This window comes from Acinetobacter sp. ANC_7511 (assembly GCF_056779975.1).
Genome location: NZ_JBWYIY010000013.1, coordinates 14,678 through 36,997 on the forward strand (window position 1 = coordinate 14,678; position 22,320 = coordinate 36,997).

The 22,320-nt window shown below is 39.1% G+C and carries 19 protein-coding genes and 4 tRNA genes; 8 read left to right on the forward strand and 15 right to left on the reverse strand.

From position 1 onward, the window contains the following. Positions 1–22: 22 nt before the first annotated feature. Entirely contained in the window at positions 23–598 is a 576-nt protein-coding gene (locus AC1M9L_RS09985) for a xanthine phosphoribosyltransferase (protein ID WP_035265221.1), read from the forward strand. Between the two features lie 36 nt (positions 599–634). Here AC1M9L_RS09985 and AC1M9L_RS09990 read toward each other — a convergent pair whose 3' ends face one another. From AC1M9L_RS09990 to AC1M9L_RS10000, 3 genes are all read right to left on the reverse strand, one after another. Continuing rightward, a complete protein-coding gene (locus tag AC1M9L_RS09990; protein WP_481592026.1) occupies positions 635–1,489 on the reverse strand; it encodes a MetQ/NlpA family ABC transporter substrate-binding protein in 855 nt (284 codons plus the stop codon). Beyond that, positions 1,486–2,535 (reverse strand): isopenicillin N synthase family dioxygenase, encoded by a 1,050-nt coding sequence (locus tag AC1M9L_RS09995; protein ID WP_481592027.1) that lies wholly within the window; start codon positions 2,533–2,535, stop codon positions 1,486–1,488. The genes AC1M9L_RS09990 and AC1M9L_RS09995 overlap by 4 nt, the downstream gene beginning before the upstream one ends. Before the next feature lie 115 nt (positions 2,536–2,650). After that, positions 2,651–3,631 carry an aliphatic sulfonate ABC transporter substrate-binding protein gene (locus AC1M9L_RS10000; RefSeq protein ID WP_481592028.1) on the reverse strand — a complete coding sequence of 327 codons (981 nt, stop codon included), beginning with the start codon at positions 3,629–3,631 and terminating at the stop codon, positions 2,651–2,653. 271 nt (positions 3,632–3,902) lie between these two features. Here AC1M9L_RS10000 and AC1M9L_RS10005 point away from each other — a divergent pair, with 271 nt between their 5' ends. Next, entirely contained in the window at positions 3,903–4,277 is a 375-nt protein-coding gene (locus AC1M9L_RS10005; protein ID WP_035265212.1) for a hypothetical protein, read from the forward strand. Positions 4,278–4,328: 51 nt separating this feature from the next. Here the strand turns inward: AC1M9L_RS10005 and wrbA are convergent, their stop codons facing one another. Beyond that, positions 4,329–4,925, reverse strand: coding sequence for an NAD(P)H:quinone oxidoreductase (wrbA, locus tag AC1M9L_RS10010; protein WP_035265209.1), 597 nt, complete (start codon positions 4,923–4,925; stop codon positions 4,329–4,331). Between the two features lie 114 nt (positions 4,926–5,039). Between wrbA and AC1M9L_RS10015 the strand changes: the two genes are divergently transcribed. Continuing rightward, a complete protein-coding gene (locus AC1M9L_RS10015; protein ID WP_481592029.1) occupies positions 5,040–6,284 on the forward strand; it encodes a YihY family inner membrane protein in 1,245 nt (414 codons plus the stop codon). Between the two features lie 37 nt (positions 6,285–6,321). Here the strand turns inward: AC1M9L_RS10015 and yddG are convergent, their stop codons facing one another. Next, a complete protein-coding gene (gene yddG / locus AC1M9L_RS10020; protein WP_481592030.1) occupies positions 6,322–7,209 on the reverse strand; it encodes an aromatic amino acid DMT transporter YddG in 888 nt (295 codons plus the stop codon). Next, positions 7,206–8,147 (reverse strand): DMT family transporter, encoded by a 942-nt coding sequence (locus AC1M9L_RS10025; protein ID WP_481592031.1) that lies wholly within the window; start codon positions 8,145–8,147, stop codon positions 7,206–7,208. The genes yddG and AC1M9L_RS10025 overlap by 4 nt, the downstream gene beginning before the upstream one ends. A gap of 102 nt (positions 8,148–8,249) precedes the next feature. Between AC1M9L_RS10025 and AC1M9L_RS10030 the strand changes: the two genes are divergently transcribed. Then, on the forward strand, positions 8,250–9,053 hold the full coding sequence (locus AC1M9L_RS10030; RefSeq protein ID WP_481592032.1) for an AraC family transcriptional regulator: 804 nt from the start codon (positions 8,250–8,252) through the stop codon (positions 9,051–9,053). A 51-nt stretch (positions 9,054–9,104) separates the two neighbouring features. On the opposite strand, the gene AC1M9L_RS10035 is transcribed toward AC1M9L_RS10030, so the two are convergent. Both AC1M9L_RS10035 and AC1M9L_RS10040 read right to left on the reverse strand, forming a co-directional pair. Then, positions 9,105–9,743 carry a fumarylacetoacetate hydrolase family protein gene (locus AC1M9L_RS10035; RefSeq protein ID WP_481592033.1) on the reverse strand — a complete coding sequence of 213 codons (639 nt, stop codon included), beginning with the start codon at positions 9,741–9,743 and terminating at the stop codon, positions 9,105–9,107. A 45-nt stretch (positions 9,744–9,788) separates the two neighbouring features. Further along, positions 9,789–10,292 (reverse strand): YcxB family protein, encoded by a 504-nt coding sequence (locus AC1M9L_RS10040; RefSeq protein ID WP_035265193.1) that lies wholly within the window; start codon positions 10,290–10,292, stop codon positions 9,789–9,791. Between the two features lie 171 nt (positions 10,293–10,463). Between AC1M9L_RS10040 and AC1M9L_RS10045 the strand changes: the two genes are divergently transcribed. Further along, complete coding sequence (locus AC1M9L_RS10045; protein WP_481592034.1) at positions 10,464–11,771, forward strand: SRPBCC family protein; 1,308 nt, start codon at positions 10,464–10,466, stop codon at positions 11,769–11,771. A 74-nt stretch (positions 11,772–11,845) separates the two neighbouring features. Here AC1M9L_RS10045 and AC1M9L_RS10050 read toward each other — a convergent pair. The 4 genes from AC1M9L_RS10050 to AC1M9L_RS10065 all read right to left on the reverse strand — a co-directional run bounded on the left by AC1M9L_RS10050 (position 11,846) and on the right by AC1M9L_RS10065 (position 12,586). After that, positions 11,846–11,922, reverse strand: a tRNA-Arg gene (locus AC1M9L_RS10050). A gap of 360 nt (positions 11,923–12,282) precedes the next feature. Next, positions 12,283–12,359, reverse strand: a tRNA-Arg gene (locus AC1M9L_RS10055). 43 nt (positions 12,360–12,402) lie between these two features. After that, positions 12,403–12,479: transfer RNA gene (locus AC1M9L_RS10060), tRNA-Arg, on the reverse strand. Positions 12,480–12,495: 16 nt separating this feature from the next. Continuing rightward, positions 12,496–12,586, reverse strand: a tRNA-Ser gene (locus AC1M9L_RS10065). Between the two features lie 262 nt (positions 12,587–12,848). Between AC1M9L_RS10065 and rnr the strand changes: the two genes are divergently transcribed. The 3 genes from rnr (at position 12,849) to AC1M9L_RS10080 (ending at position 17,747) form a co-directional block, all read left to right on the forward strand. After that, on the forward strand, positions 12,849–15,287 hold the full coding sequence (gene rnr, locus AC1M9L_RS10070; RefSeq protein WP_481592071.1) for a ribonuclease R: 2,439 nt from the start codon (positions 12,849–12,851) through the stop codon (positions 15,285–15,287). 170 nt (positions 15,288–15,457) lie between these two features. Beyond that, positions 15,458–17,497 carry a M3 family metallopeptidase gene (locus AC1M9L_RS10075; RefSeq protein WP_481592035.1) on the forward strand — a complete coding sequence of 680 codons (2,040 nt, stop codon included), beginning with the start codon at positions 15,458–15,460 and terminating at the stop codon, positions 17,495–17,497. 40 nt (positions 17,498–17,537) lie between these two features. Then, positions 17,538–17,747 carry a YheV family putative zinc ribbon protein gene (locus AC1M9L_RS10080; RefSeq protein ID WP_481586819.1) on the forward strand — a complete coding sequence of 70 codons (210 nt, stop codon included), beginning with the start codon at positions 17,538–17,540 and terminating at the stop codon, positions 17,745–17,747. A gap of 91 nt (positions 17,748–17,838) precedes the next feature. Here AC1M9L_RS10080 and AC1M9L_RS10085 read toward each other — a convergent pair whose 3' ends face one another. The 3 genes from AC1M9L_RS10085 to AC1M9L_RS10095 form a co-directional block, all read right to left on the reverse strand. Beyond that, positions 17,839–20,058 carry a TRAP transporter large permease subunit gene (locus tag AC1M9L_RS10085; protein WP_481592036.1) on the reverse strand — a complete coding sequence of 740 codons (2,220 nt, stop codon included), beginning with the start codon at positions 20,056–20,058 and terminating at the stop codon, positions 17,839–17,841. A gap of 339 nt (positions 20,059–20,397) precedes the next feature. Then, the gene (gene rrtA / locus AC1M9L_RS10090) at positions 20,398–20,985 is read right to left on the reverse strand and encodes a rhombosortase (RefSeq protein ID WP_481592037.1); all 588 of its coding nucleotides are present in this window, start codon (positions 20,983–20,985) and stop codon (positions 20,398–20,400) included. Positions 20,986–21,069: 84 nt separating this feature from the next. Then, a complete protein-coding gene (locus AC1M9L_RS10095; protein WP_035265182.1) occupies positions 21,070–22,113 on the reverse strand; it encodes a hypothetical protein in 1,044 nt (347 codons plus the stop codon). Positions 22,114–22,320 lie beyond the last annotated feature (207 nt).

The window sequence follows — 22,320 nt, forward strand, 5'->3', positions numbered from 1 at the left end:
ACCTGCCCTAGAGGATTCTCCCGTGTACGCACTAGAACAGAAAATCTTAAACGAAGGTATCGTTCTATCTGATCAGGTTTTAAAAGTTGATTCTTTTCTAAACCACCAAATCGACCCAGTGATGATGCAACAAATTGGTCAAGAATTTGCTCGTCTATTCAAAGATGCAGGCATCACCAAAATCATCACAATTGAAGCTTCAGGTATCGCACCTGCTGTGATGGCTGGCTTGGAACTTGGTGTACCGGTAATTTTTGCACGTAAGTATCAATCTTTAACTTTAAAAGATGATTTATATCGTTCAAAAGTATTCTCATTTACAAAGCAAGTAGAAAGCACAATTGCTATTTCTAAGAAGCACATTGCAGCAACAGATAAGGTTCTTGTGATCGATGACTTTCTTGCGAATGGACAAGCAGCTTTAGGTTTAGCTGATTTGATTCACCAAGCTGAAGCTGAGGTTGTCGGGATTGGTATCGTGATTGAAAAGTCGTTCCAACCTGGCCGTGATCTTTTACTTGAAAAAGGTTACCGAGTTGAATCACTTGCTCGTGTTGAATCACTTGCAAATGGGACAGTGACTTTTGTTCAAGAATAATGTTGAACATTAAAAAAAGCGCCTAACGGCGCTTTTTTATTTTAATGTGGCAGGATCAAGTTGAATACCCAATTTTGTACCACCAAAATGCTTTTGAATATAATCTTCAACGTAAGGCTGATGGTAAAGATTTGAAAGTTCTTGAAATTGTGGATCATTCAATCGATCTTTACGCACTGCAAGTATATTGACATTTTCTAAAGCTTTATCAGTAACCTCTTCTTTAAATATCGCATTTGTTATTACATTTAGTCCACTTTCTAGAGCAATAGTATTTCCAATTGCGGCTAAATCCACCTCAGACAATACACGTGGTAGTTGTGCACCTTTGACCAATTTAAATTGAAGTGATTTCGGATTTGACTGGATACTTTCAAGAGTTCCAGAAATCGTATTAAAATCTGGCTTAAGTTGAATCAACTGAGCACGTTCTAATAGTCTTAATGCACGTGCTGTATTCGCCACATCATTTGGAATTGCAATTAAGGCCCGATCAGGCAAAGCAGTTAGTGACTTGTAGTTTTGAGAATATAAACCCATAGGCTCTAAATAAGTGGTCGCCAAGACAGCAAGCTTATGATGATTCAAGTCATTAAATTCTTTGAAATACGCCCAAGATTGAAATGCATTTACATCAATTTCACCATCGAGCAAAGCTTGATTCAAAGCCACACCGTCATTAATTTCTTTCACCTCAATGTCAACATTTGCTGCTTTCGCCTGATCAGAATCCGCGATATGTCTCCAAATATCAACATCCGATCCATGTGATCCAATCACGATTGTTTGTTGTGTTTGCTTTGTTTTTTGAGGTTCAGGTTGAGCACTACATGCACTGATAATGAGAATTGCAAAAATAATAAATAAAAATTGGGCGTATTTTGACTTCATGATTTACTCGATATTGTTGTTGATTGTTTGAGTTGTTTAAATTGCGCTGGATAATATTTTTCAGTAACGTCTAAATGAGATCTAAGTCGACCTTTGATACAGTTTTCTCCCACATTTCTCAGTAAAGGATTCAGTGGATCTGTCTCTGGTCCTTGTGCAAGTGCTTTTAAATCATTTGCAAGATTTAAAAGCGGAATTTCACCAGCAAATAAATTTGGAGAAAGAAAATAAGCAACCGAGTACCGTTCTGCATTGGTTGGAGATATGACTCGATGTTGATTCGCAATCAAATATCCATTTGTGGCAAGCTCTAAAACCTCACCGATATTGACGACAAATGCGTGTTCAACAAATGGTACTTCAATCCATTTGCCTTGACTTAAGACCTGAAGTCCTCCGATCTGGTCTTGTAAAAGTAAAGTTAAAATATTGGAGTCTTTATGAGGGCCTACACCCTGATGATTCATTTGATCAATTGGGGGATAATGAATCAGCTTGAGTAGTTCATGTGGACTGCCTGTAATCAATTGATCAAGTGCTGTGTCCTGCTGCCCCAATGAAAGCAACAAGGCTTTTAATAATTTAATTGCAACTTGTCTGAGATCTCGTTGCCATGCGGTGACTACGCGTTGAAACTCAGGCCAATTCGAAGGCCACTGATTTGGTCCCTGCAAAAGCCTCCATGTCGGTCCAGTTTCAGGTTCTAATGCTGCCAGTTCAAAACCAATGTCTATTTGTTCTCTAAAATCAGGTTGCAGACGTGTAACTTCGGTATTTACTCGACTATACCCTCGAAAATGCGGGGAATGAATCATAGCGATTTCATCTTTTTGTTCTTGTGGCAGCGAAAAAAACTGCCGAGTAATACGCTGAATCTCTGAAATTTTTTCAGCTGAAATACCATGACCTATCAAATAAAAAAAACCAATATCCTTAGCGATATGTGCAAGTCGTTGCAGAAAATCTGCTTGCGTTGATGATTGATCAAATTGACTTAAATTCAGAATAGGAAGTGCGGTTAAGCTTTGTTGTAATGGTTGATTCATGATGCACTCATCTTTCTAATACTTCATTGTATTAATGACTGAAAGATGAATGCTTTTGAAATCATTTAAATTGGATACTTATTCGTCTTTAAAAATATGATTCGCGTTCAATCACTTAGTCTTTCCCAGTCCACACATGATCTTTTAAAGACACGGCATTCGGAATGAGTTTGAGCTGATAAAATAAATCTGCAATTTTTTGTTGCGCCGTGACTGTATCTGTGTCGACCAGTTTGGCATAAGCAGGAATATTTCTTTTTTCTAAAACAAGTTTGGTAATATTTTCGTCCAAGCTTGTACTTTGCGCCAGAATTTTTGCGGCTTGATCTGGGTGTTGATTGATCCAATCATCTACTTGATTTAATGTTTGCACAATTTTTTGGGCTTCAACCCCATGTTGTTTTAAAAATTTTGGTGAAGACAAATAGAAGCTATAAGCCAATGGTAAAGCCTTTGAATCAATAAGAACACGTGTATCACCTTTAAGCGAAGCAGCACTTGCATAAGGATCCCAAATCGCCCAAGCATCGAGTGATTTTTTATCAATAGCAGCTCGTGCATCTGCAGGCGTTAACCAGACGGGTTGAATATCAGACCAACTCAATTGAGCTTGATCTAATATTTGTGAGAGAAAGTAATGCGCACTTGAACCTTGTGTAACACCAATACGCTTACCTTTTAGATCCTTTAAGCTTTGAATCGTGCTGTCTTTGGGTAACAGCAAGCTGTGTGCATTTTTAGATCCATTTTCATACGCTAAATATTGAATTGGTTTACCTGTAGAAAGTGCGAAAATTACAGGTGTATCTCCTGTATACCCCACATCTATAGCACCGACATTTAATGCTTCTAGTGTTTGAGGACCTGCCGGAAACTCTTTCCATTGAATTTTCACACCAGGAAATGCCTGCTCAAAAGTTTTATTTTGTTTTGCAACGATGAATTTAAGCGCCGCTTTTTGATAGCCAATATTCAAGGTTGTTAATTTTTCATTTGATTCATCTTGCCCCTTAAGCTCAGTAGGCTTTTCTTTTGAGCATGCAATGAGGCTAAAACTCAATGTCACAATGGTGCTTAGTACAAATAATTTTTTCATTGTCTTGGTAATTTTTTTGATTGGAATAAAAAAATAAGCCAAACTTCGAAAAAAATTAAATCACTATTTGCGCTTAGTTATTCAGTTCAAGATCTAAGCCATCCTGCTCATAAAATATGGTTTTATCCTTAAAAATTAAATTAATCTATTTTCAAATCAATTTTTTATTTTATCTGGCATTACAGTTTTTCTACATTCGGCCATGTTGCAACTTTAATCGCAATGCTAGAATCTTTTAAATAAATGGATGTATAGATTAGAGCAATCCTAAATGACTGAAAACTTAGAAATACACTGCCCAAAATGCGGTTCAACTGATATTGAAAAACGCAACCATGAACAATTACTGCAAAAAACAGGTGGTGTTCTTCTTTCCGCAGCGGGTACAACTGCGGGTACTGTGGGTGGTGCTGCATCAGGTGCTTCTATTGGTGCTTCCATTGGTGCTGTTGCGGGCCCTTTAGGTGTAATCATGGGTGGCACAATTGGCACTTTTGTTGGTGCAATCAGTGTGGGTGTGACTGGTGGCTTTTTAGGTCATCGTTTTGGAAAAAAAGCGGGAGAAATTGTCGATAAGAATGTTTTCCTCGATTACCAATGCAAAAAGTGCAAACACCGATTTGAACAGAAACATATTTCAAAATAAAAGTGAGCGAGAAGCTCACTTTTTTTATGCCTGATAAAATAATCTTTAAAATTATTTCTTTAACATTTGCAACGCCACTTCACCTAATCGTTTCCCTTGCTCGATACACAGTGATTTTTCATCTTGGCTTAGAGATTGATCGTGTCTAGGTCCACTGACATGTGTAGCACCATAGGGTGTCCCACCTGATTTTGTATTCGATAAAGCTGGGTTGGCATTGGTTAAACCCAAAATCAACATTCCATGATGAAACAAAGGTGGCAACATAGTCAGTAATGTACTTTCCTGCCCGCCGTGCATAGAGCCCGATGAACCAAACACACAAGCAGGTTTATTATGCAATGCACCATTGAGCCATAAACTCGTTGTTTGATCCCAAAAATATTTCATTTCTGATGCCATATTGCCAAATCGAGTTGGTGATCCTAATGCAAGTCCCGAACAATGTTGAAGATCATCCAAAGTCGCATAAATATCGCCCTCCTCTGGAATACTTGGTGCTGCTTCGGTCACCACTGTTGCCAACTGTGGAACTGTTCTAATTTTCGCAAGCATTCCAGTAGATTCAATTCCTTGAGCAATTAAATGTGCCATTTCCTTGGTTGAACCATATTTGCTGTAATACAAAACTAGAACATATGCTTGCATAAAAAGATCATCCAATGAAAAAAGAAAACTATACGGTATTTTTTTTAAAATTTGGTTAAGCTGTGCAACGAACGTACAGAATTTTAACTAAAAAATACTCGAGACTCATTATTTATGGCGGAAATCTTAAAAAAGTTACCTTTCTACAATAAAACATGGTTTCAATTTATTTTGTTTGTACTACGACGCTTTGAAGCTAACAATTGTCGTGAGCAAGCAGGCTCTTTAACTTACACCACACTTTTCGCTGTCGTGCCGATGTTGACCGTATTCTTGGTTATCATTTCATCGATTAAAGCATTAGAACCTGCTCGGCAACAATTACAACAATTGATCTACAGTAATTTTCTGCCTAAAACCAGTATCGCGTTTGATAAAGCATTGAATGCATTTACTGACAATTCGAGCAACTTAACCATTATTGGTGTGCTGTTTTTATTCTTTACCACAGTAATGATGCTCACTAGCATTGAGACAGCATTCAATCGTATTTGGCGTGTGACAGAAACGCGTAATGGCATTATTGGTTTTATGCGCTATTGGACCATCATTTCACTGGGACCAATCCTGCTGGGTTCGGCTTTTGTGATTTCATCGACTTTAGCGTCTATGAACATCCTAAGCAATAATTTTGCAGGTTATGAATTGAATGGCACTTTTATTTTATGGGTCATCTCATTTGCACTCACCGCATTTGGTTTTTTTGCCTTGTATTGGACGATTCCAAACCGCTCTGTTCCAATAAAAGCAGCCATGATTGCTGCGATTTTTAGTGCTGTTACCTTCGAGTTACTGAAAAATTTATTCGGCTTCGTGATGACTAACTTTACCAGTTATCAGTTGGTTTACGGTGCTTTTGCAGCAGTTCCAATTTTCCTGTTGTGGATTTATCTCTCTTGGAACATCGTACTGCTTGGTGTTGAGATAAGTTATGCCCTCACAGCATTTCATACAGGTAAGACCCAAACGCGCCATCCAATTCTCATGCTTCTAGATATGCTTGAGTTATTCTATAAAAAACAAAAACAAGGTAAAACCGTAACCGATCTGGAGGCACTTGATATTTTAGGACGCGGTGAAATTGGCCGCTGGCCTAAATATGTTAATCTATTAGAACAGCAGAATATTATTAAACGTACAGATAATAATGAATATGTTTTGGTTAGAAATTTAGATCATCTTGATTTTTGGTCATTTTATAAATCATTGCCTTATACGCTGCCTGATAAAAATGATATCGGAAAAATTCATGAAGATGATGTATGGATGAACCGTATTGGTCCTGCACTGATTGAAGCTGATGATTATCTGGCTGCAAAGCTCTCCGTACCGCTATCGACCATACTTGAAGAAAAATAAACTCTTGCAATAAGAAAAGACCTCTATAGGTCTTTTCTTATTTCGTAGACGGATTATATGGACGTGTAGATTGCCAACAAATAAGTGCGCCTAAGGTCACTAAGACACAACCGATCCAAAAGCTCATTAGAGGTTGCACATCTAGAATCAGCATCGACATCAGACTTGAAAAAATGGGCATAAAATACGTTGCCAAAATTAAAATTTTGAGATGTCCATATTGCATGCTTTGGTTCCAATTGCTGTAAGCCAAGCCAATTAAGCTGCCAATGACTACAACCATCAGCCATGTCATCAAATTCAGCTCAACAAACGGTTCTCGCATCACAAAATGTACAGCCCACAACCCAACTGCAGTCATTAGAAAAAGAAATGGAACAGCATTATGACCTTCTGCATATTTCTTGGTACATATACTGTACAAAGGCCATAGTACGGCGCCGATGAAAGCAAATGAGTACGCCAATGGATTTTCAAGCACGGCCACCAATATGCTTTTCGGCTCGAGAATATCTGGATTAACAACCATCATTAACCCAAGAATGGCACATGCAAAGCCAGTAATCACCCAAATATTCGCGCTCAATTGCCGTGCAAGAATCGAAAATACAATCAGCAAAGGAGGCCAAAGATAATTAATCATTGCTATGATTAATACCTGTTCTCGATGCGTTGAAAGTGCAATCGAAATTAAAAACAGGATCTCGTAGCCAACAAAAAGAGCACCACAGCCCCATAAGTATTTTTTAGGCATGAGTGAAAGCTTGGGAAAACCATTTTTCCATAACATGAACAATGCACTAAAACTATAGATCAGTGCCACCGCCTGTACCGGGCTTAATGATTCAGTTACAAGTTTCACCACCGCAACCAACGAGGCCCAAATCAAAATCGAGCTTAATCCCAGCCATGTGTACTGATTCAATGGAATGCTCCAATTCTTGCGCCGATTCGATCAAGATAAATTCTCAAACAGCGGTGTAAAGACACAATCATAATCCCTGCAAGAACCATACAAGAACCGACCAAGAAACTCGTTTCGATCTCCTCATCTAATAGCCAGACACCAAACAACATGCCGAACATGGGGGTCAAAAACGAAAACACACCTAAGCCATTTGCTAAATAAGTTCGTAACAACCAAAACCATAGCAGCAAACTTAAAAAAGACATGACAACCACATGAAATGTTAAGCTCAGAAACGCCAGTTGTGACCAGCGTACATCTGCTTGTCCAGTCCAAAAAGCTAAGGGTAATAAAAAAATAAAGCCCCCAAGCAATTGATAAAATAATGTTTGAGTGGGAGGCGCCTCAGAAAGCGTTGAAAATTTTAAAGAAATCGTAGTCAATGCCCACATCATCCCTGCCATTACAGCAAGAAAATCTCCCCATAAAATATGGTTGAGTTGACTTTGAGCTTGATCACGCACTAAAAAAGTATAAGCGATGCCAAAAAATGCGAACCAAATACCAAACCACTGGAAGTGATTCAATTTTTCAGCTTTGACTTTCCAATGTAAGCCTAAAGCCACAAAAATAGGCGCGGTATAGAGCAGAACAACAGTGTGCGCAGCACTGGTGTACCTGAGTGCCTCAGCAACCAAATAAAATTCTGCAGAAAATAAAAAGGCTAACCAAATTCCAGGAACAACATAACGGTAATGAAACAGTTGTCGCACTCGTTGTCGATACAATAATGGAACGACAAGCAAGGTTGCCAAACCACAGCGCAATGCGATTTGCATCAGAGGACTAATATCAGTAGCTGCAAGTTTCAAGATAATTTGCTGTAAACCCCAGACTAAACACAATACGATCATTAAGCTTGACGCCTGAAGGTCAAGACCTCTTCGCTCACCCATGAGTGGCACTCTTCACACAAACAAGTCGTCACTATACTGCTGACTGAATTAGAATATATAATTCAAAACAGACAACAAATACATTTATTCAGGCAATTTAATATGCCAAAACGCCATCCACATGAACTATTCGTTCAGTTAGATAATTATGATCATATCCAAGAGAATCTTTGGCTAACATTCCGCAATGATCCAGCCCATTCAGAATATCCTAAACACGGTCATGCATGGGGCGAATTTATCTATGCATTTGATGGTGTAATGGAAGTTCATATTGATCAAAATCAATATTTAACACCTCCGCCCTACGGAATTTGGCTACCGCCGCATCTGCATCACAGCAGTATTAATCTCACAGCTGTTTCTCATGCCACCTTATACGTGCATGAAAGCCTGTGTGATGCATTGCCCAAACAAGCAGGTATTTTACTAAGCTCCCCCTTAGTGACGGCGCTACTCAATGAACTCAGAAAAACTTATTTCAAACATGATCAACCCGAATATCAACGACTTTTAATGGTTTTACTGGATCAATTAAAAAGCTCACCCCTGCTCAAAAGCTACTTGCCCCATTCTGATCATCCTGCATTACAAACGATATTTACCTACATCCATGAGCATCTCAGTGATCAGCGTCCACTGAGAGATTATGCTCAAATGGTGAATATGAGTGAGCGCACTTTATCTCGCCTATGTGAAGCTGAAATTTCGATGTCGCTCAATGAATGGCGTCAACGCTTTAAAATTACACGAGCATTAAGCTTATTGTCTGAAAATAAAACCGTTGAACATATTGCTCTAGATTTGGGCTATGCCAACGCCTCAGCCTTTATCAATATGTTTAAACGCTGGATGCACATCACGCCCCAACAGTTTCGTAAAAACATCAACTCAGACAATCTCTAGCCATAAAAAAAGGATGAACCATCATCCTTTTTAATTGAGCTTGATGCATCATTAATGCACTTGCGTAGTCCACACAAAATCTTGTTTTAAGCCAGTCAAAGTCATTTTGAGCTGATCACCCGATTCTAATGGTCCCACACCTGCAGGCGTACCCGTCATGACAACATCACCAGACATTAAGCTAAAGTTTTGACTGATTTCTGCCAAAAGCGCTCCTAATTTAAAAATCAGTAACCCCGTATCACCATGTTGCCTAAGTTGATCATTAATTTCGAGCTTAAACTGGACTTGATCTAATGCTGGGACCTGATCAAGCGAAATCCAATCTGCCAAAATACAAGATCCATCAAATGCTTTCGCACGTTCCCAAGGTTGTCCTTTCTTTTTAAGCTGATCTTGTTGATCTCTTAAAGTCAAATCCAAACCAAGGGTGACTGCACCTACTGCTGCTAATGCCTCTTGAGGATCCTTAACGTTTTTGAGCGGTCGATCTATTCGTAATGAAAGTTCACATTCATGATGACACTGTCCCAATGCACGATTCCAATCAATCCCTTCTGCTAAGGACACCAAGCTACTCGGCGGCTTGATAAATAAGACAGGTTGATCAGGAATCGCATTACCTAATTCTTGAGCATGCGCAGCATAACTGCGACCGACACATACAATTTTTGATGGAACTGCACTCATGAAAATCTCTCTTATTTATAGTTTGAGTAATGAACTCATCAAAACTTAACGTTTTTGGAATGTATTTTCAAACAGTGTTCTGTCTACATCAGACTCAAATGCACGTTTTGGAATAATGACAACTGTATGATTTTTGAGTTCAAGCATATAGGTCAATTTACCCACTACAAATTTTTGTACTTCACTGTAGGCAAATGCTTGTTTAGGACGACCACTTGAAAAAAGCTCGGCAGAGTTTTGAAACAAATCGATACCTTGTTCAGTCTTACCAAATTGATATTTTTCAAACTGACGCTTGAACATCATAGGTAAGAACCAATAACGCATAACGATTTGTAAAAAGATAAAGAACGTGCCTAAAGCCACGTAATAGCGTCCTACACCCTCTAATCCAAGATAAAGCCCCCAAATCACGATCGCAATACTGACAAGTGGCGTTAAAAAACGCGTAAATTGTTTTTTGCCAAAAGTAGCTAATGCAAAACCATCCTGAGACTCTTGTAAATTTAAGAAGTAACGGACAGATAAAACTGGTTGAGTATCAGACATAGGGGATTCAACAATCGATTTTCTTAAGCAAAGATATTACACCACTTTACCTGAAATCGAATTGTCGTTTTAATGAATACTGTTGATTACATCATCGCACTATTGATGAAAGCATCACACGATTTACAATGACACAAAATAAAAAGTCTAAATTCATAGTTCAGGATGAAAATGAAATACTTTAACTATCGAGCATTGTGCTTAAGCCTTATTTTTGTACCTAGCTTGTCGTACAGCGCGATTATTGAATGGAAAGAAAATATACCCAGTGCGTTAAAACCATTTCAAAATAATAGTACCGAACTCGCCAGCATCGCAAAAGATCAGATTCTCATCTATGCGCACACAAATACCCAAACATCTATTCCGACACGCAAAAAACAACCCAATCCAAATGTGAAGTTCACATCATCTGCCATCGTATTGCCTGTTAATGAAGAAAAGGTCGCCAAAACGCTTTCACAGTTTGAAAATTTTGTTGGATTATTCCCGACATTGAAATCAGCTAAAATATTAGATCAAGAAAAAAATATCACTCAGGTTCAATATAAAATTTCCATTCCAACACCGATACCAGTGCTCAACTTTAATGAGACCATAGTGTTTCAGCATCATATTGAAGCCAACAGTATTTCGAGCTTGATTGTGGATGCACCTGTTCCTTATGGTCTAGGCAAATTTGAATGGTTCAAATTGGATCAGAATCATACCCTTCTAACCCTAACGCAATGGGGAGATTTAAACCAACCTAAAGGTTTTCTATTTAGCAAAGTTCTGAATGCAGTGCCTGAAGCAAAAATGGGAATTCCAAGTGGTACACATGCATTTTTACTTGAATCAATTCGAAAAAAATTAACAGCGCCTTCTTCGAGTGCGCTCAAACCAGGGCAATTTCCATCCGACCAATTAACGACAAATCAATTGGCCAAAATCGCACAAATCAGTCGTATCACCGGACACCCTGTAAGTTTTGTCCATACACCGACAACCTTGCCTTATCAACACGGTGCAGAATCAATGCGTTTTGTGACGACGTATCAGTATTATTCCCAACCAGTGCAACAATTACAAAAATGGACACAGCCTGTACATTATAAAAAGCTGTTTCCCCGCCAACTCAAATCTATTGATATCGAAACCCTAAAAGACCAAACACAATTGGCAGATTTTAAAGTTGAACTCGGGTTAGGAGTTATTCAAATTCCATTCCGATTTAAACTAAATTTTAGCTTTCCTCATTCGAATCAGAATAGTTTTTATGCTCAAGGCGGTGATCTGAAATACATTAAAGGAAAAATGCAATTTGATAAGTTTCAACAAGGTACTTTATTGAAAATGACGAATGCTGGAAAAATAGATGAAAAAGCACCGTTCCTGATTCGTGCAGCACGGAGCTTGCCTTATCATGATGTGCTCCCTACAGTTGGAGCGAATGTCGTCTTTGCATTGAAAGTCAAAAACGAAGAGCAGAAGAAATAAGATAAAAAAATAGACACAAAAAAACCGCAATTAAGCGGTTTCTTCTCTTTTTTACATCTTATAGATGATCAAGTTGGTGCGCTCAGAGAGATTCGAACTCCCGACCCCTTAGTTCGTAGCCAAGTGCTCTATCCAGCTGAGCTATGAGCGCGACGTCTTGATGGAGTGCATTATATATGAATATTATTATTTGTTAAGTACTTTTTAATAAAATTTAAATCAAGCGAACAGTATTTATACGTAAATGTAAATTATGGCTAGATAATCAACAATTTAAGAGATGGTCAACAAGATCAATCCAAATTCCAAACAATCCTGAGTTGGATTGATGATGTTTTTATAAGAGCTAATATCTATTAATTAAAAATAATATGTGTAGAAATTTTAAAATTTATTTCTATCTTAAGTAGCTAATAAAATATGATGATTTATAGCATCACCTCATTCTAGAAACAAAAAAACCGCAATTAAGCGGTTTCTTCTCTTTTTTACATCTTATAGATGATCAAGTTGGTGCGCTCAGAGAGATTCGAACTCCCGACCCCTTAGTTCGTAGCCAAGTGCTCTATCCAGCTGAGCTATGAGCGCGTACTTGAGTGTCTTACGACTTCGTTACATCGATTAACTTGATTGGTGCGCTCAGAGAGATTCGAACTCCCGACCCCTTAGTTCGTAGCCAAGTGCTCTATCCAGCTGAGCTATGAGCGCATTTCAAGTTTATCGTTGGCGGTGAGAGAGGGATTCGAACCCTCGATACCAGTAATAGGTATGCTTCCTTAGCAGGGAAGTGATTTCAGCCACTCATCCACCTCACCGTAACGAGACGCCATAATACAAACTTCGTCCCTACTCTTCAAGTGAGAATTTAAAAAATTCTATGTTTTTTGTTCAATCATATATTTTTTAAACAATTTTCAGGTTTTTTACCTTTAATCTGCATTAATTTCACTTTAATACTGTCTATTCTGCATCTCTTTTATAATTTATGAACTAAAAACACTTTATTGCAATCATTTACGTGCAGTATTTCTTATCATGTCTTATGCTAAACTTATCTTCTGATATGAAGCCAAAGACATTATGAAAAATTGGGTCGACCCTGAAGCCAAAGCGGAAGCTGAACGTTACGATAATCCTATTCCAAGCCGTGTTCTTATTCTAGAAACGATTGAGAATAAGAAAAAAGCATTGTCTCATGCAGACCTTGTGGAACACTTCGAAATTGCGGATCAAAAAAGTATTGAAGCACTTAGTCACCGTTTAAGTGCGATGGTTCGCGATGGTCAATTGACCAAAGAAGGTTATAAGTTCCAGCTTATGGCAGATCAACCTGTTCATGATGCGACCATCTATATCAATAGCAAAGGTTTAGGGGTTGCGAGTATAGATGGTAAGAAAGAAGAATATTTGTTACCTGAGCGTGAATTACGTCAAGTCTTCCATGGTGACCGAGTTAAAGTTCAACAGACCTCTGTTGACCGTAAAGGTAAACCATGGGGTTTCATTACTGAAATTACCCAACGACGCGTCAAACAAATCATTGGGAAACTCGCAGAATATGAAGGTGAATACTTCATTCAACCAGCAAATCCAAATGCGCATCAACCGATTACCTTAGAAAAAGAACTCATTGCGCATGCGAAAGCTAAAGTTGGTGATTCTCTTCGAGTTGAAATTGATGATTTTCCAAATCGTGAAGAGTTTGCTACAGGTCATATTATTCAATCTATGGCCGACAAATCTGATACTGAAATTATTATTCCTCAAACCATTTTAGAATATGGTTTACCTTACGAATTTCCAGAAGAAGTAGTTCAAGAAGCTGAAAGTTTTAAAGAACCGACAGCACGAGATCGTCAAGGACGCATTGATTTAAGAGATTTACCCTTAGTCACAATAGACGGTGAAGATGCGCGTGACTTCGACGATGCTGTCTATGCAGAAAAACGTCCTGGTGGCGGCTATCGCGTCGTGGTGGCGATTGCAGATGTCAGTCATTATGTTCGTATTGGTAAACCTTTAGATGATGAAGCACAAGAACGCGGTACGTCTGTGTACTTCCCTCACTTTGTCTTACCGATGTTGCCTGAAGCACTTTCAAATGGCTTATGCTCACTCAATCCAAATGTCGATCGTCTATGTATGGTCTGTGATTTGAATTTAAGTCGCGCAGGTAAAGTCACAAAATTTGAATTCTATCCGTCGGTGATGCACTCTAAAGCACGACTCACCTATGACCAAGTTGCAAAATATTTTGAAGGTGATAGTCAAGCTGTACCTGAAGATCGTACAGTGCGTAAATCACTGAATACATTATTCCAACTTTACCAAGTATTAAAAGGTTTACGTGGAGAACGCCATGCAATGGAATTTGAAACCGTTGAAACGTACATGACCTTTGATGAACTTGGTGGAATTAAAGAAATTCTACCAAGATCACGTAACGATGCTCATAAACTCATTGAAGAATGTATGTTGTTAGCCAATGTCGCTGCTGCTGAATTTGCTTTAAAACACGAAATTCCAATGTTGTATCGTGTGCATGAGCCACCTGAATTCTCACGCATTCAAAAAGTTCGCGACTTTGTTAAGTTATTAGGTTTGAAATTCCCTGATCAACCTACGCAAGCGGACTATCAAGCGGTCATTGAAGCCACTAAAGACCGTATTGATGCGCCAAGTATTCATGCTGTGCTTCTTCGCTCCATGATGCAAGCTTATTATGGGCCAAATAACGCTGGTCACTATGGTTTGGCGTATGAGGCATACACTCATTTCACCTCTCCAATTCGTCGTTATCCAGATTTATTATTACATCGTGCTATCAAAGCACACCTCAAAAATAAACCTGCACCAGTCTCAGGTGGCGCACTAGAAGACGCCGGTAATCATTTCTCGGCAACAGAACGTCGAGCTGATGAAGCTTCTCGCTCAGTGACCACTTGGTTAAAATGCCATTATATGCAACAGCATCTTGGTGAAGAGTTTGTTGGCGTCATTAGTGCTACGGCTGAGTTTGGTCTATTTGTCACTTTAAAAGATTTATATGTCGATGGTATGGTCCATGTAAGCCAGCTTGGCGATGACTTCTTTGTCTTCGATCAAGCGAGTCAAAGTTTAGTTGGGCAAAATCGTGGTCAGACCTTCGGTTTGGGTGATGAAGTACGCATCAAGGTTGCAGGTGTCAATTTAGAAGAACGTAAGATTGATTTTGAATTGATTCAACAACTCAGCCATGCAGGTCGCGCTATTCGTAGTCGAGCACCACGTGTCGTGAAGGAAAAACCGGTCACCAAGCAAGAAGCGTTAAATCGCATGTTGAATGAGCCTGTCGAACTCCTAAAAGATAAAGATGAAAGCGGTGAACGCCCTGTTCGTAAGAAAAAGTCCAAGGCAAAACCAAGCTCTTATACTAAAAAATCAGACAAAAAATCTGATGGAAAAGTAAAAGACAAAGCGAAAAAGAAAGCTAAAGTAAAAAAGAAAAAGTCGAATGCGAAAGCTAAATTAGACTAAATCTTTAAAGAGCGCTACGGCGCTCTTTTTTTAAGCTTTATTTTTTAATTTATAATCAAGTGCACCGATTCTTTATTTAGCACTTACGTAAATAATTGAATGTATCACTTGATTTAAAGTCCATAAACCCCTACATCTAAATGAAGTAAATGAATCAATTAGGTCCTTGAATGACTTTAGAAAAGGCAACTTTGCCTGTACCCGATTTTTCTCAAATTACACTTGATCAACTTAAAGCACAGATTGAACAAGCGATTCAAAATGGTCAACACTTTATAAACCAACTCGAGAAAGTCCCAGACACGGTACAATTACAATTAAATGTGCTCGATCAAATCGATCAATTAGAAAACCAAATGAGCGAATCTTGGGGTATTTTGTCTCACTTAAATGCTGTGATGAACAATCCTGAAACCCGCGAGATTTATCAGTCTCTTTTACCTAGCTTAAGTGAATACTACACACAATTAGGGCAACATACTGCGCTCTATCAAACCTACCAATATGTGCATGATGCACCTATTTTTTCGGATTTACCAGAAGCTCAACAGAGTGCGATTAAACTTGCACTTAGAGACTTTAAACTCTCAGGCGTGGCTCTAGAAGGCGAAGCAAAAAAACGCTACGCAGAAATATCAGCTCGTTTATCGCAGCTTTCTTCAGATTTTTCTAACCACGTTCTTGATGCCACACAATCATATTTCAAACCATTAACTGAAGATGAACTTGCTGGTTTACCTGCGAGCAGTATCGAACTGCTAAAGCAATACGGTCAACAACGTGAACTCGATCAAGCCGTGGCGACATTGGATTTCCCTTCTTATCTTGCGATCATGACTTACGCAGATAATCGAGAGCTTCGCGAAGCCTTATATAAAGCATATACCACGCGAGCGTCGGATCAGTCAGATCACCCTGAATATGACAATACTGCGGTGATGGAAGAAATTCTCAAGTTGCGCCAAGAAATGGCCCAACTTTTAGGTTTTGATCATTATGCAGCATATTCACTGGCAAGTAAGATGGCACCAAGTGTTGAAGCTGTAGATCAATTCCTGATTGAGTTGGCAGAACATGCTCGTAAACCTGCCCTACAAGAAATTGAGGCATTAAAAGCAATTGCTCAATCTCATGGTGTAGATGAACTACAACCTTGGGACACGACGTATTTCTCGGAAAAACTCAAAGTTCAACAGTTTAATCTGTCTCAGGAAGCACTTAAGCCATACTTCCCTACCCCTGTCGTCGTTCAAGGTTTATTTAAAATTGTGGAGCGTTTATATGGTATTCAAGTCATTGAACGTGAAGCACCAGTATGGCATCCAGATGCACGATATTATGAGCTTGAAGATCAAGGCAGTGTCGTAGGTGGATTCTATTTTGACTTATACGCTAGAAGTGGGAAACGTGGTGGAGCATGGATGAGCGGATTCCGCTCACGTATGCAAACCAATAATGGTATGCAAAAACCGATTTGTTACATGGTCGGTAATTTTACACCACCGATTGGTCAACAACCTGCGCTTTTGACACATGATGAAGTCGTAACTCTTTTCCATGAGTTTGGACATGGCCTGCATCACATGCTCACAGAAGTAGATCATATCTCTGTTGCAGGTACACATGGTGTCGCTTGGGATGCCGTCGAGCTACCAAGTCAGTTTATGGAATTCTGGACTTGGGATAATGAAAGCTTGGCTTTAATCAGCCAACACATTGAAACCAAAACACCGTTACCTGAAGAACTCCTTAAGTCGCTTTTGGATGCGAGATTTTTCCAATCAGGCATGCAAACCCTTCGTCAACTTGAGTTTGCCATGTTTGATTTGAATATACATAAACAATCACCTGCTTTAGATGCAATAGGTATTCAACACACTCTAAACGAAATTCGTGAACAATATGCTGTTCTCCCTACAGCACCATACAACCGATTCCAAAATAGTTTTAGCCATATTTTCGCAGGGGGTTATGCCGCAGGCTACTACTCTTACAAATGGGCTGAAGTTTTAGCAAGTGATGCATTCGATCGCTTTGAACAAGAAGGGATCTTCAACCAAGAGACTGGACTTGCTTTCCGCAAGGCAGTGCTGGCTGTAGGCGGTAAAGATACAGCGCTTGATGCCTTTGTTAAATTTAGAGGTCGTGAGCCTAAAATTGATGCATTATTACGCCATCAAGGTTGGACGAATGACACTAAAACTGCTTAAACTACGCTACTAATTTTTGAAGGTGAGAGTCATTATGTCGATCAAACGTCGTTTCATTGCAGGTGCAAAATGTCCGAAATGTGAAGCTATGGATCGTATTGTCATGCTCACTTCAGGTGATTCAGAATGGATCGAATGTATTGAATGCAACTATTCTGAAAATCGTCCGACACATATTGACGAACCTCAAATGCCTGAGGTTGCAGACGAAATTGGTGTTATTCAATTTAAACCTAGTCCAAGAAATTAAGATGCTTAAAGTCAATAAAGCCAGCTCTATAGAGCTGGCTTTATTGTAAATTCATTAAAAAATAAGCACCCGAAGGTGCTTATTTATTTAATTATTGATACCAACCAAATAACTTAAAGATATAAGGTACATAGGCGATAATCAACATTGCTGGAATCATCACAATCAGAGGTAGAATCCAACGTTCGTATTTGTAGTAGAACGTTTTATCTTTCACTTCTGCATCGGCAGCAGCCACCTCTTCATCTCCAATCGACTGCCTTGCGAGCAAGTGATTGAGTGCAACTGGAGGTGATATATAACCCAATTCGAAACCAATTAAAGCAATCATCCAGAAGTGAACAGGATCAATACCATAAGCGTAGGCGACAGGCGCAACTGTTGCTGAAATTAAGATGACAGCACCAAACGGATCCATAATCATCCCGACGAATACCATGAGACATACGATCAAGGTAATCACGATATAGATATTTTCAATATCCGTTGGGAAGTGTTCCATCAACTCGATACGCTCTAAGTATCCACCAACGCTGACAGACAATGCCATTAAGATCACAAGCGCCCCGATATGTCCGACTGTTTCACTTGCAGATACATGAATTGACTTCCAGAAACTCACTTTACGTGCAGGATTGTCTGGACTATCCTGTGCTGCAATTTCAGATGCTGACACTCGCGCCTTAGCTGCTTCTTGTTCAACCGAAGTATGGCTTAATGTCGTATCCCAATGTCCTACTGGTGCGAGCGGTGCTGGTTCATGACGTAATTTTTCATAAAGCACCATGACAAGTAAGATGATTGGCATCATGACTGGTGCAGTAAACTCATTCAAGTTGGTATTTAACGCATACTTGTAGAATGCCCACACAATCAGGAATACGATCACATAAGGAACTACTGCCACTAATGCCTTAGCTGAATTCGGGAATGCAACTGATGGCGCTGCAATACGGAATTTTTGCTCAGCAAAGAACAGTGAAATCAATAAGAACAAAGTTGAAGTGATGAGGAAAACACCAATACCATATTGGTATAACAAGTCAGTCGTCACTTCTTTGTTCAGCGATGCAACAACAACAATCAATAGACATGGACGGAGTACCACACCAAGCGAACCTGACATTGCAGCCGTAGCCAAAGCGAATTGACGGCGTCCGCCCGCATTCCAAACTTCTTTATAAATGATCGCACCTGCAGCGATTACAAAAATACCTGATGCACCTGTATAAGCTGTAGGTAATGCAGCAGCAAGTAAGATTAACCAGGTAAGCGTTTCAGGCGCTAGATTCCATGGACGTAAAATGTTTAGGAATTTATCAACAATTAAGGTCTGCTTTAACAGCATACCTGCCCAAATGAATAGTGATAAATTAAGGAAAATGGTAGAGAACTCAACCAGCTGCCCTAAATAAATCCCTTGACCCATTGGATAGTCCATCACAAAGGTAAAGTTAAATCCTGTTGTGATCGCCATATAGGCATAAAGTGGGACTGACAATAATGCCATGCCAATCGTACCACCTGGCTTCGCATTTTCTGGTACACGGAATAATTGGTACAAACTAATTAATGTCAGTGTACTGAACAAGATTATCCATAACCAGTAGATGATTGTCATCTCACTGGTTGGCGGAACACCAGAGTTCAATACAGATCTATACTGACTGATCGCTGAACTGGTTAAGAAACTATTCGCAAGTATCATTGCGACAGCGTAAACCCGATAATCTAAAACAGAACTTGGACCGCGTAGACCAATGTGGTGGATTTTAAGTGTTGCAGTGATCGCTGCAAGTACCACCATGATAATCAATAGAACTGCCTTATTTTCCGTACCAAATTGGAAAATACCAAAGAAAGTTGTTTCCATGGTTCGGTAAGTTCGTATTGAAGGATTATCTTCTAAATACTGAATTGACTTATCGTAGAAGGCATATTTTTCTTCACATAACTGTTGACCAGCCAATACAGAGGCACGAACATCTTCTTCAGACGTTGTACCAAAGATATCTGCAAATTCATCTTTTGCATTAGCTTGCATTTGGTTTTGAACCAAAAGGTCAATATTTGGATTTCGATCACAGACTGGCTTTTCAGGTTCGGCACGCAAGAATGAATACTGCATACCAATTTTTTCGTCACCGTATAGACTTTCACCTATACGTAACATCTGCCCGTGAATCATTTCTCCTGTCCCGATGATGAGCGTCAGTAACAGTAGAAGCAAAATCGTAAACGCAGATATCCACTCAGTCCATATATAACTAAGTAGACCTAACCCAGATCTCTTTTTAGAAGGCTCTTGCATTGTTATTCCATTATTTAATACTGCTATACATTGCCTGTACAGCTCATCTTTTCTAATTCGGGCTTAGGCAAAATCCTTTACCTAATTTCCTTACCACTTTTATCACATGAATCTGACTGATTTTTTTTTAAAAAAGAATGACTGACTTTTCCATTTTTTTTAAATTTATGCCAATTTTCATCAATTCACCTCTTAAGAGCGAGATAAAAACCAACTAAATCAGTAGGCTATACCATACTGTATTTCTTTTTTTAAACAAATATGACCTTAAAAAAATAAATGCAAAAGATTTGAATCTGATCACACATTAAAATAAGTGATAATTAAGCATCAGAGGAATTAAGAGATGTGTGTGTCCTTCACGGAGATATGCTGATAAATTAATAAGAGCATGCTGAGTAATGCCCCCCATATTGCACCTGTTAAATGTGCTTCAACCAATACTGGGCTACCAATCATTTGCGCAGTATCGAGAGAACCAAAGATATTTTCCCACAAAATTTTGCCCGTGATTAAAGCTAATACAAGCAGCGAGAATTTACGTTCTTTTTCAAATTTTAAAAAATAAACTGCCAAAGCCATATACATACCATGTAGTACCCCTGATAGACCTGCATAAGCTTCAACGTGAGGATAAACATAAAAAAAACTTAAACTAATTAATGGCGGGAGTGCGATCAACAAATACAACATGTACCTAATTTTGACATATGGGAAGATGAAAGGCAGACAGGCTAAACCCACCATATTCAATGCATAGTGGATCCATCCCACATGTACATAGTGAGCTGTCCATACTCGCCAAATTTCTTCATCCAATACAGGACGCCAATAGAAAAAATACTCCTGAAAAATCTGCAAACTAGCAGCAATACTGATACAGCATGCAATAAACAGTATTTTTCGAATCAGGATAGTATCTTTCATCTTTCGTATTCCTAAAAGAAAAAGAGCTTAAAGCTCTTTTTCTTGAATAACTCCATTTTTAATTTTGAACAAAATTAAAAAATCTTATTCGCCTAATGTGTTCTCGAAAAGATCATCGGCTTCATTGGTCGCTTGATCATCCCAGAAGCTCGACATTCCATCTGCTTCAGTTCGGACACCTGTATTCTCCGTCCAATAACGGTCTGAGATCGCTTGTATCATTTGTCCTGCCATATTATCCAATAACTTAAACTCTGGATTTACAGGAACTTCTTCAGCACGTGAAGCGGCATAAGAACGTAATGCATCACGTATTTTTGCATCGTCACCACTGGCTTGTGCTGCAACAGCATACAAGGCATGCGATAAGCGTACTCCTTTTTGCTCACCAATTTGCATAGATTGTTTAAGCGTTTGGTATGGATCTGGTTTGCCTGCATCAGCTCCAGGTAATAATGTCCAAATCACTGCTCGAGTAGCATTCGGTACGCCCCAGAACTTGTTGTTATCGAGGCAGACCATGCCACGTTCAACAATTGCTGCGATATCTTTAGGAACATGCACTTGACCACCAGAAGCAATATCATTGGTCATCGCTTGTAAGCCACTTAACATACCTAACAGATATACTGTTTGGTCAAGATTACGACGCATAGTTGGACATGAGTCACCTAAATTATATTTATATTTAGACTGCCAACGCTCCGCAAACAATTGATAACCCGTATATTGACGTTCGGCAGCAACAGCAGCCCAGCGCTTTTGTTCAATACGCGCATCTTGTGCTTCTGTCACTTGACCTGCTTTTGATGCTCTTAGGTATCTTAATTCTGCATCTAAGGCACGATTTTCTGCGCACATCCCTGAAGCTGAATATAAAAGAACTGCCATACGGGTCGGATCAGCACCCATATCTTTAGTCGCCATAATCACAGGAGTCAAAGCTGTGCCCTGATTACACACCATATCCACATCACCCATTGAGAGTACTGGCGGTAAGATGTGTTTTTCACTAAACGCAAGTGATGCATTCGCACCAGTTTTGATTACGTATGAACATCCAGATAAAGTTGTAGCTGCTACAACCGCAATTGCCGTGAAAAGACCTTGAGTCTTTAATTTAGACATACTTCCTGTCCTCAATTTTATAATTTTGTCATCCTTGCGATTTAAAATATCAGATGCAATCGCTGAATAAAAGTGCAGCAATGCACTTCATTAACAATTAGTCTGTCATTGATCTGAATTGAAATAATTGACTTATTTTTTGAATTGTTAAAATTTTGGGCAAAAAAAAGTAGCATTGCGACGGTTCGGCACATGCTACTTATTAAA

Bases quoted from the DNA above. Each gene is read 5' to 3' on its own strand.
- AC1M9L_RS10035 (WP_481592033.1), bottom strand. From the start codon at position 9,743: ATGAGTGCAGTTCCATCAAAAATTGTATGTGTCGGTCGCAGTTATGCT.
- AC1M9L_RS10085 (WP_481592036.1), bottom strand. From the start codon at position 20,058: ATGCAAGAGCCTTCTAAAAAGAGATCTGGGTTAGGTCTACTTAGTTAT.
- AC1M9L_RS10075 (WP_481592035.1), top strand. From the start codon at position 15,458: ATGACTTTAGAAAAGGCAACTTTGCCTGTACCCGATTTTTCTCAAATT.
- AC1M9L_RS10005 (WP_035265212.1), top strand. From the start codon at position 3,903: ATGACTGAAAACTTAGAAATACACTGCCCAAAATGCGGTTCAACTGAT.
- AC1M9L_RS10025 (WP_481592031.1), bottom strand. From the start codon at position 8,147: ATGGGTGAGCGAAGAGGTCTTGACCTTCAGGCGTCAAGCTTAATGATC.
- AC1M9L_RS09990 (WP_481592026.1), bottom strand. From the start codon at position 1,489: ATGAAGTCAAAATACGCCCAATTTTTATTTATTATTTTTGCAATTCTC.
- AC1M9L_RS10000 (WP_481592028.1), bottom strand. From the start codon at position 3,631: ATGAAAAAATTATTTGTACTAAGCACCATTGTGACATTGAGTTTTAGC.
- AC1M9L_RS10040 (WP_035265193.1), bottom strand. From the start codon at position 10,292: ATGTCTGATACTCAACCAGTTTTATCTGTCCGTTACTTCTTAAATTTA.
- AC1M9L_RS10030 (WP_481592032.1), top strand. From the start codon at position 8,250: ATGCCAAAACGCCATCCACATGAACTATTCGTTCAGTTAGATAATTAT.
- AC1M9L_RS10045 (WP_481592034.1), top strand. From the start codon at position 10,464: ATGAAATACTTTAACTATCGAGCATTGTGCTTAAGCCTTATTTTTGTA.
- AC1M9L_RS09995 (WP_481592027.1), bottom strand. From the start codon at position 2,535: ATGAATCAACCATTACAACAAAGCTTAACCGCACTTCCTATTCTGAAT.
- AC1M9L_RS10095 (WP_035265182.1), bottom strand. From the start codon at position 22,113: ATGTCTAAATTAAAGACTCAAGGTCTTTTCACGGCAATTGCGGTTGTA.
- rrtA (WP_481592037.1), bottom strand. From the start codon at position 20,985: ATGAAAGATACTATCCTGATTCGAAAAATACTGTTTATTGCATGCTGT.
- AC1M9L_RS10015 (WP_481592029.1), top strand. From the start codon at position 5,040: ATGGCGGAAATCTTAAAAAAGTTACCTTTCTACAATAAAACATGGTTT.
- wrbA (WP_035265209.1), bottom strand. From the start codon at position 4,925: ATGCAAGCATATGTTCTAGTTTTGTATTACAGCAAATATGGTTCAACC.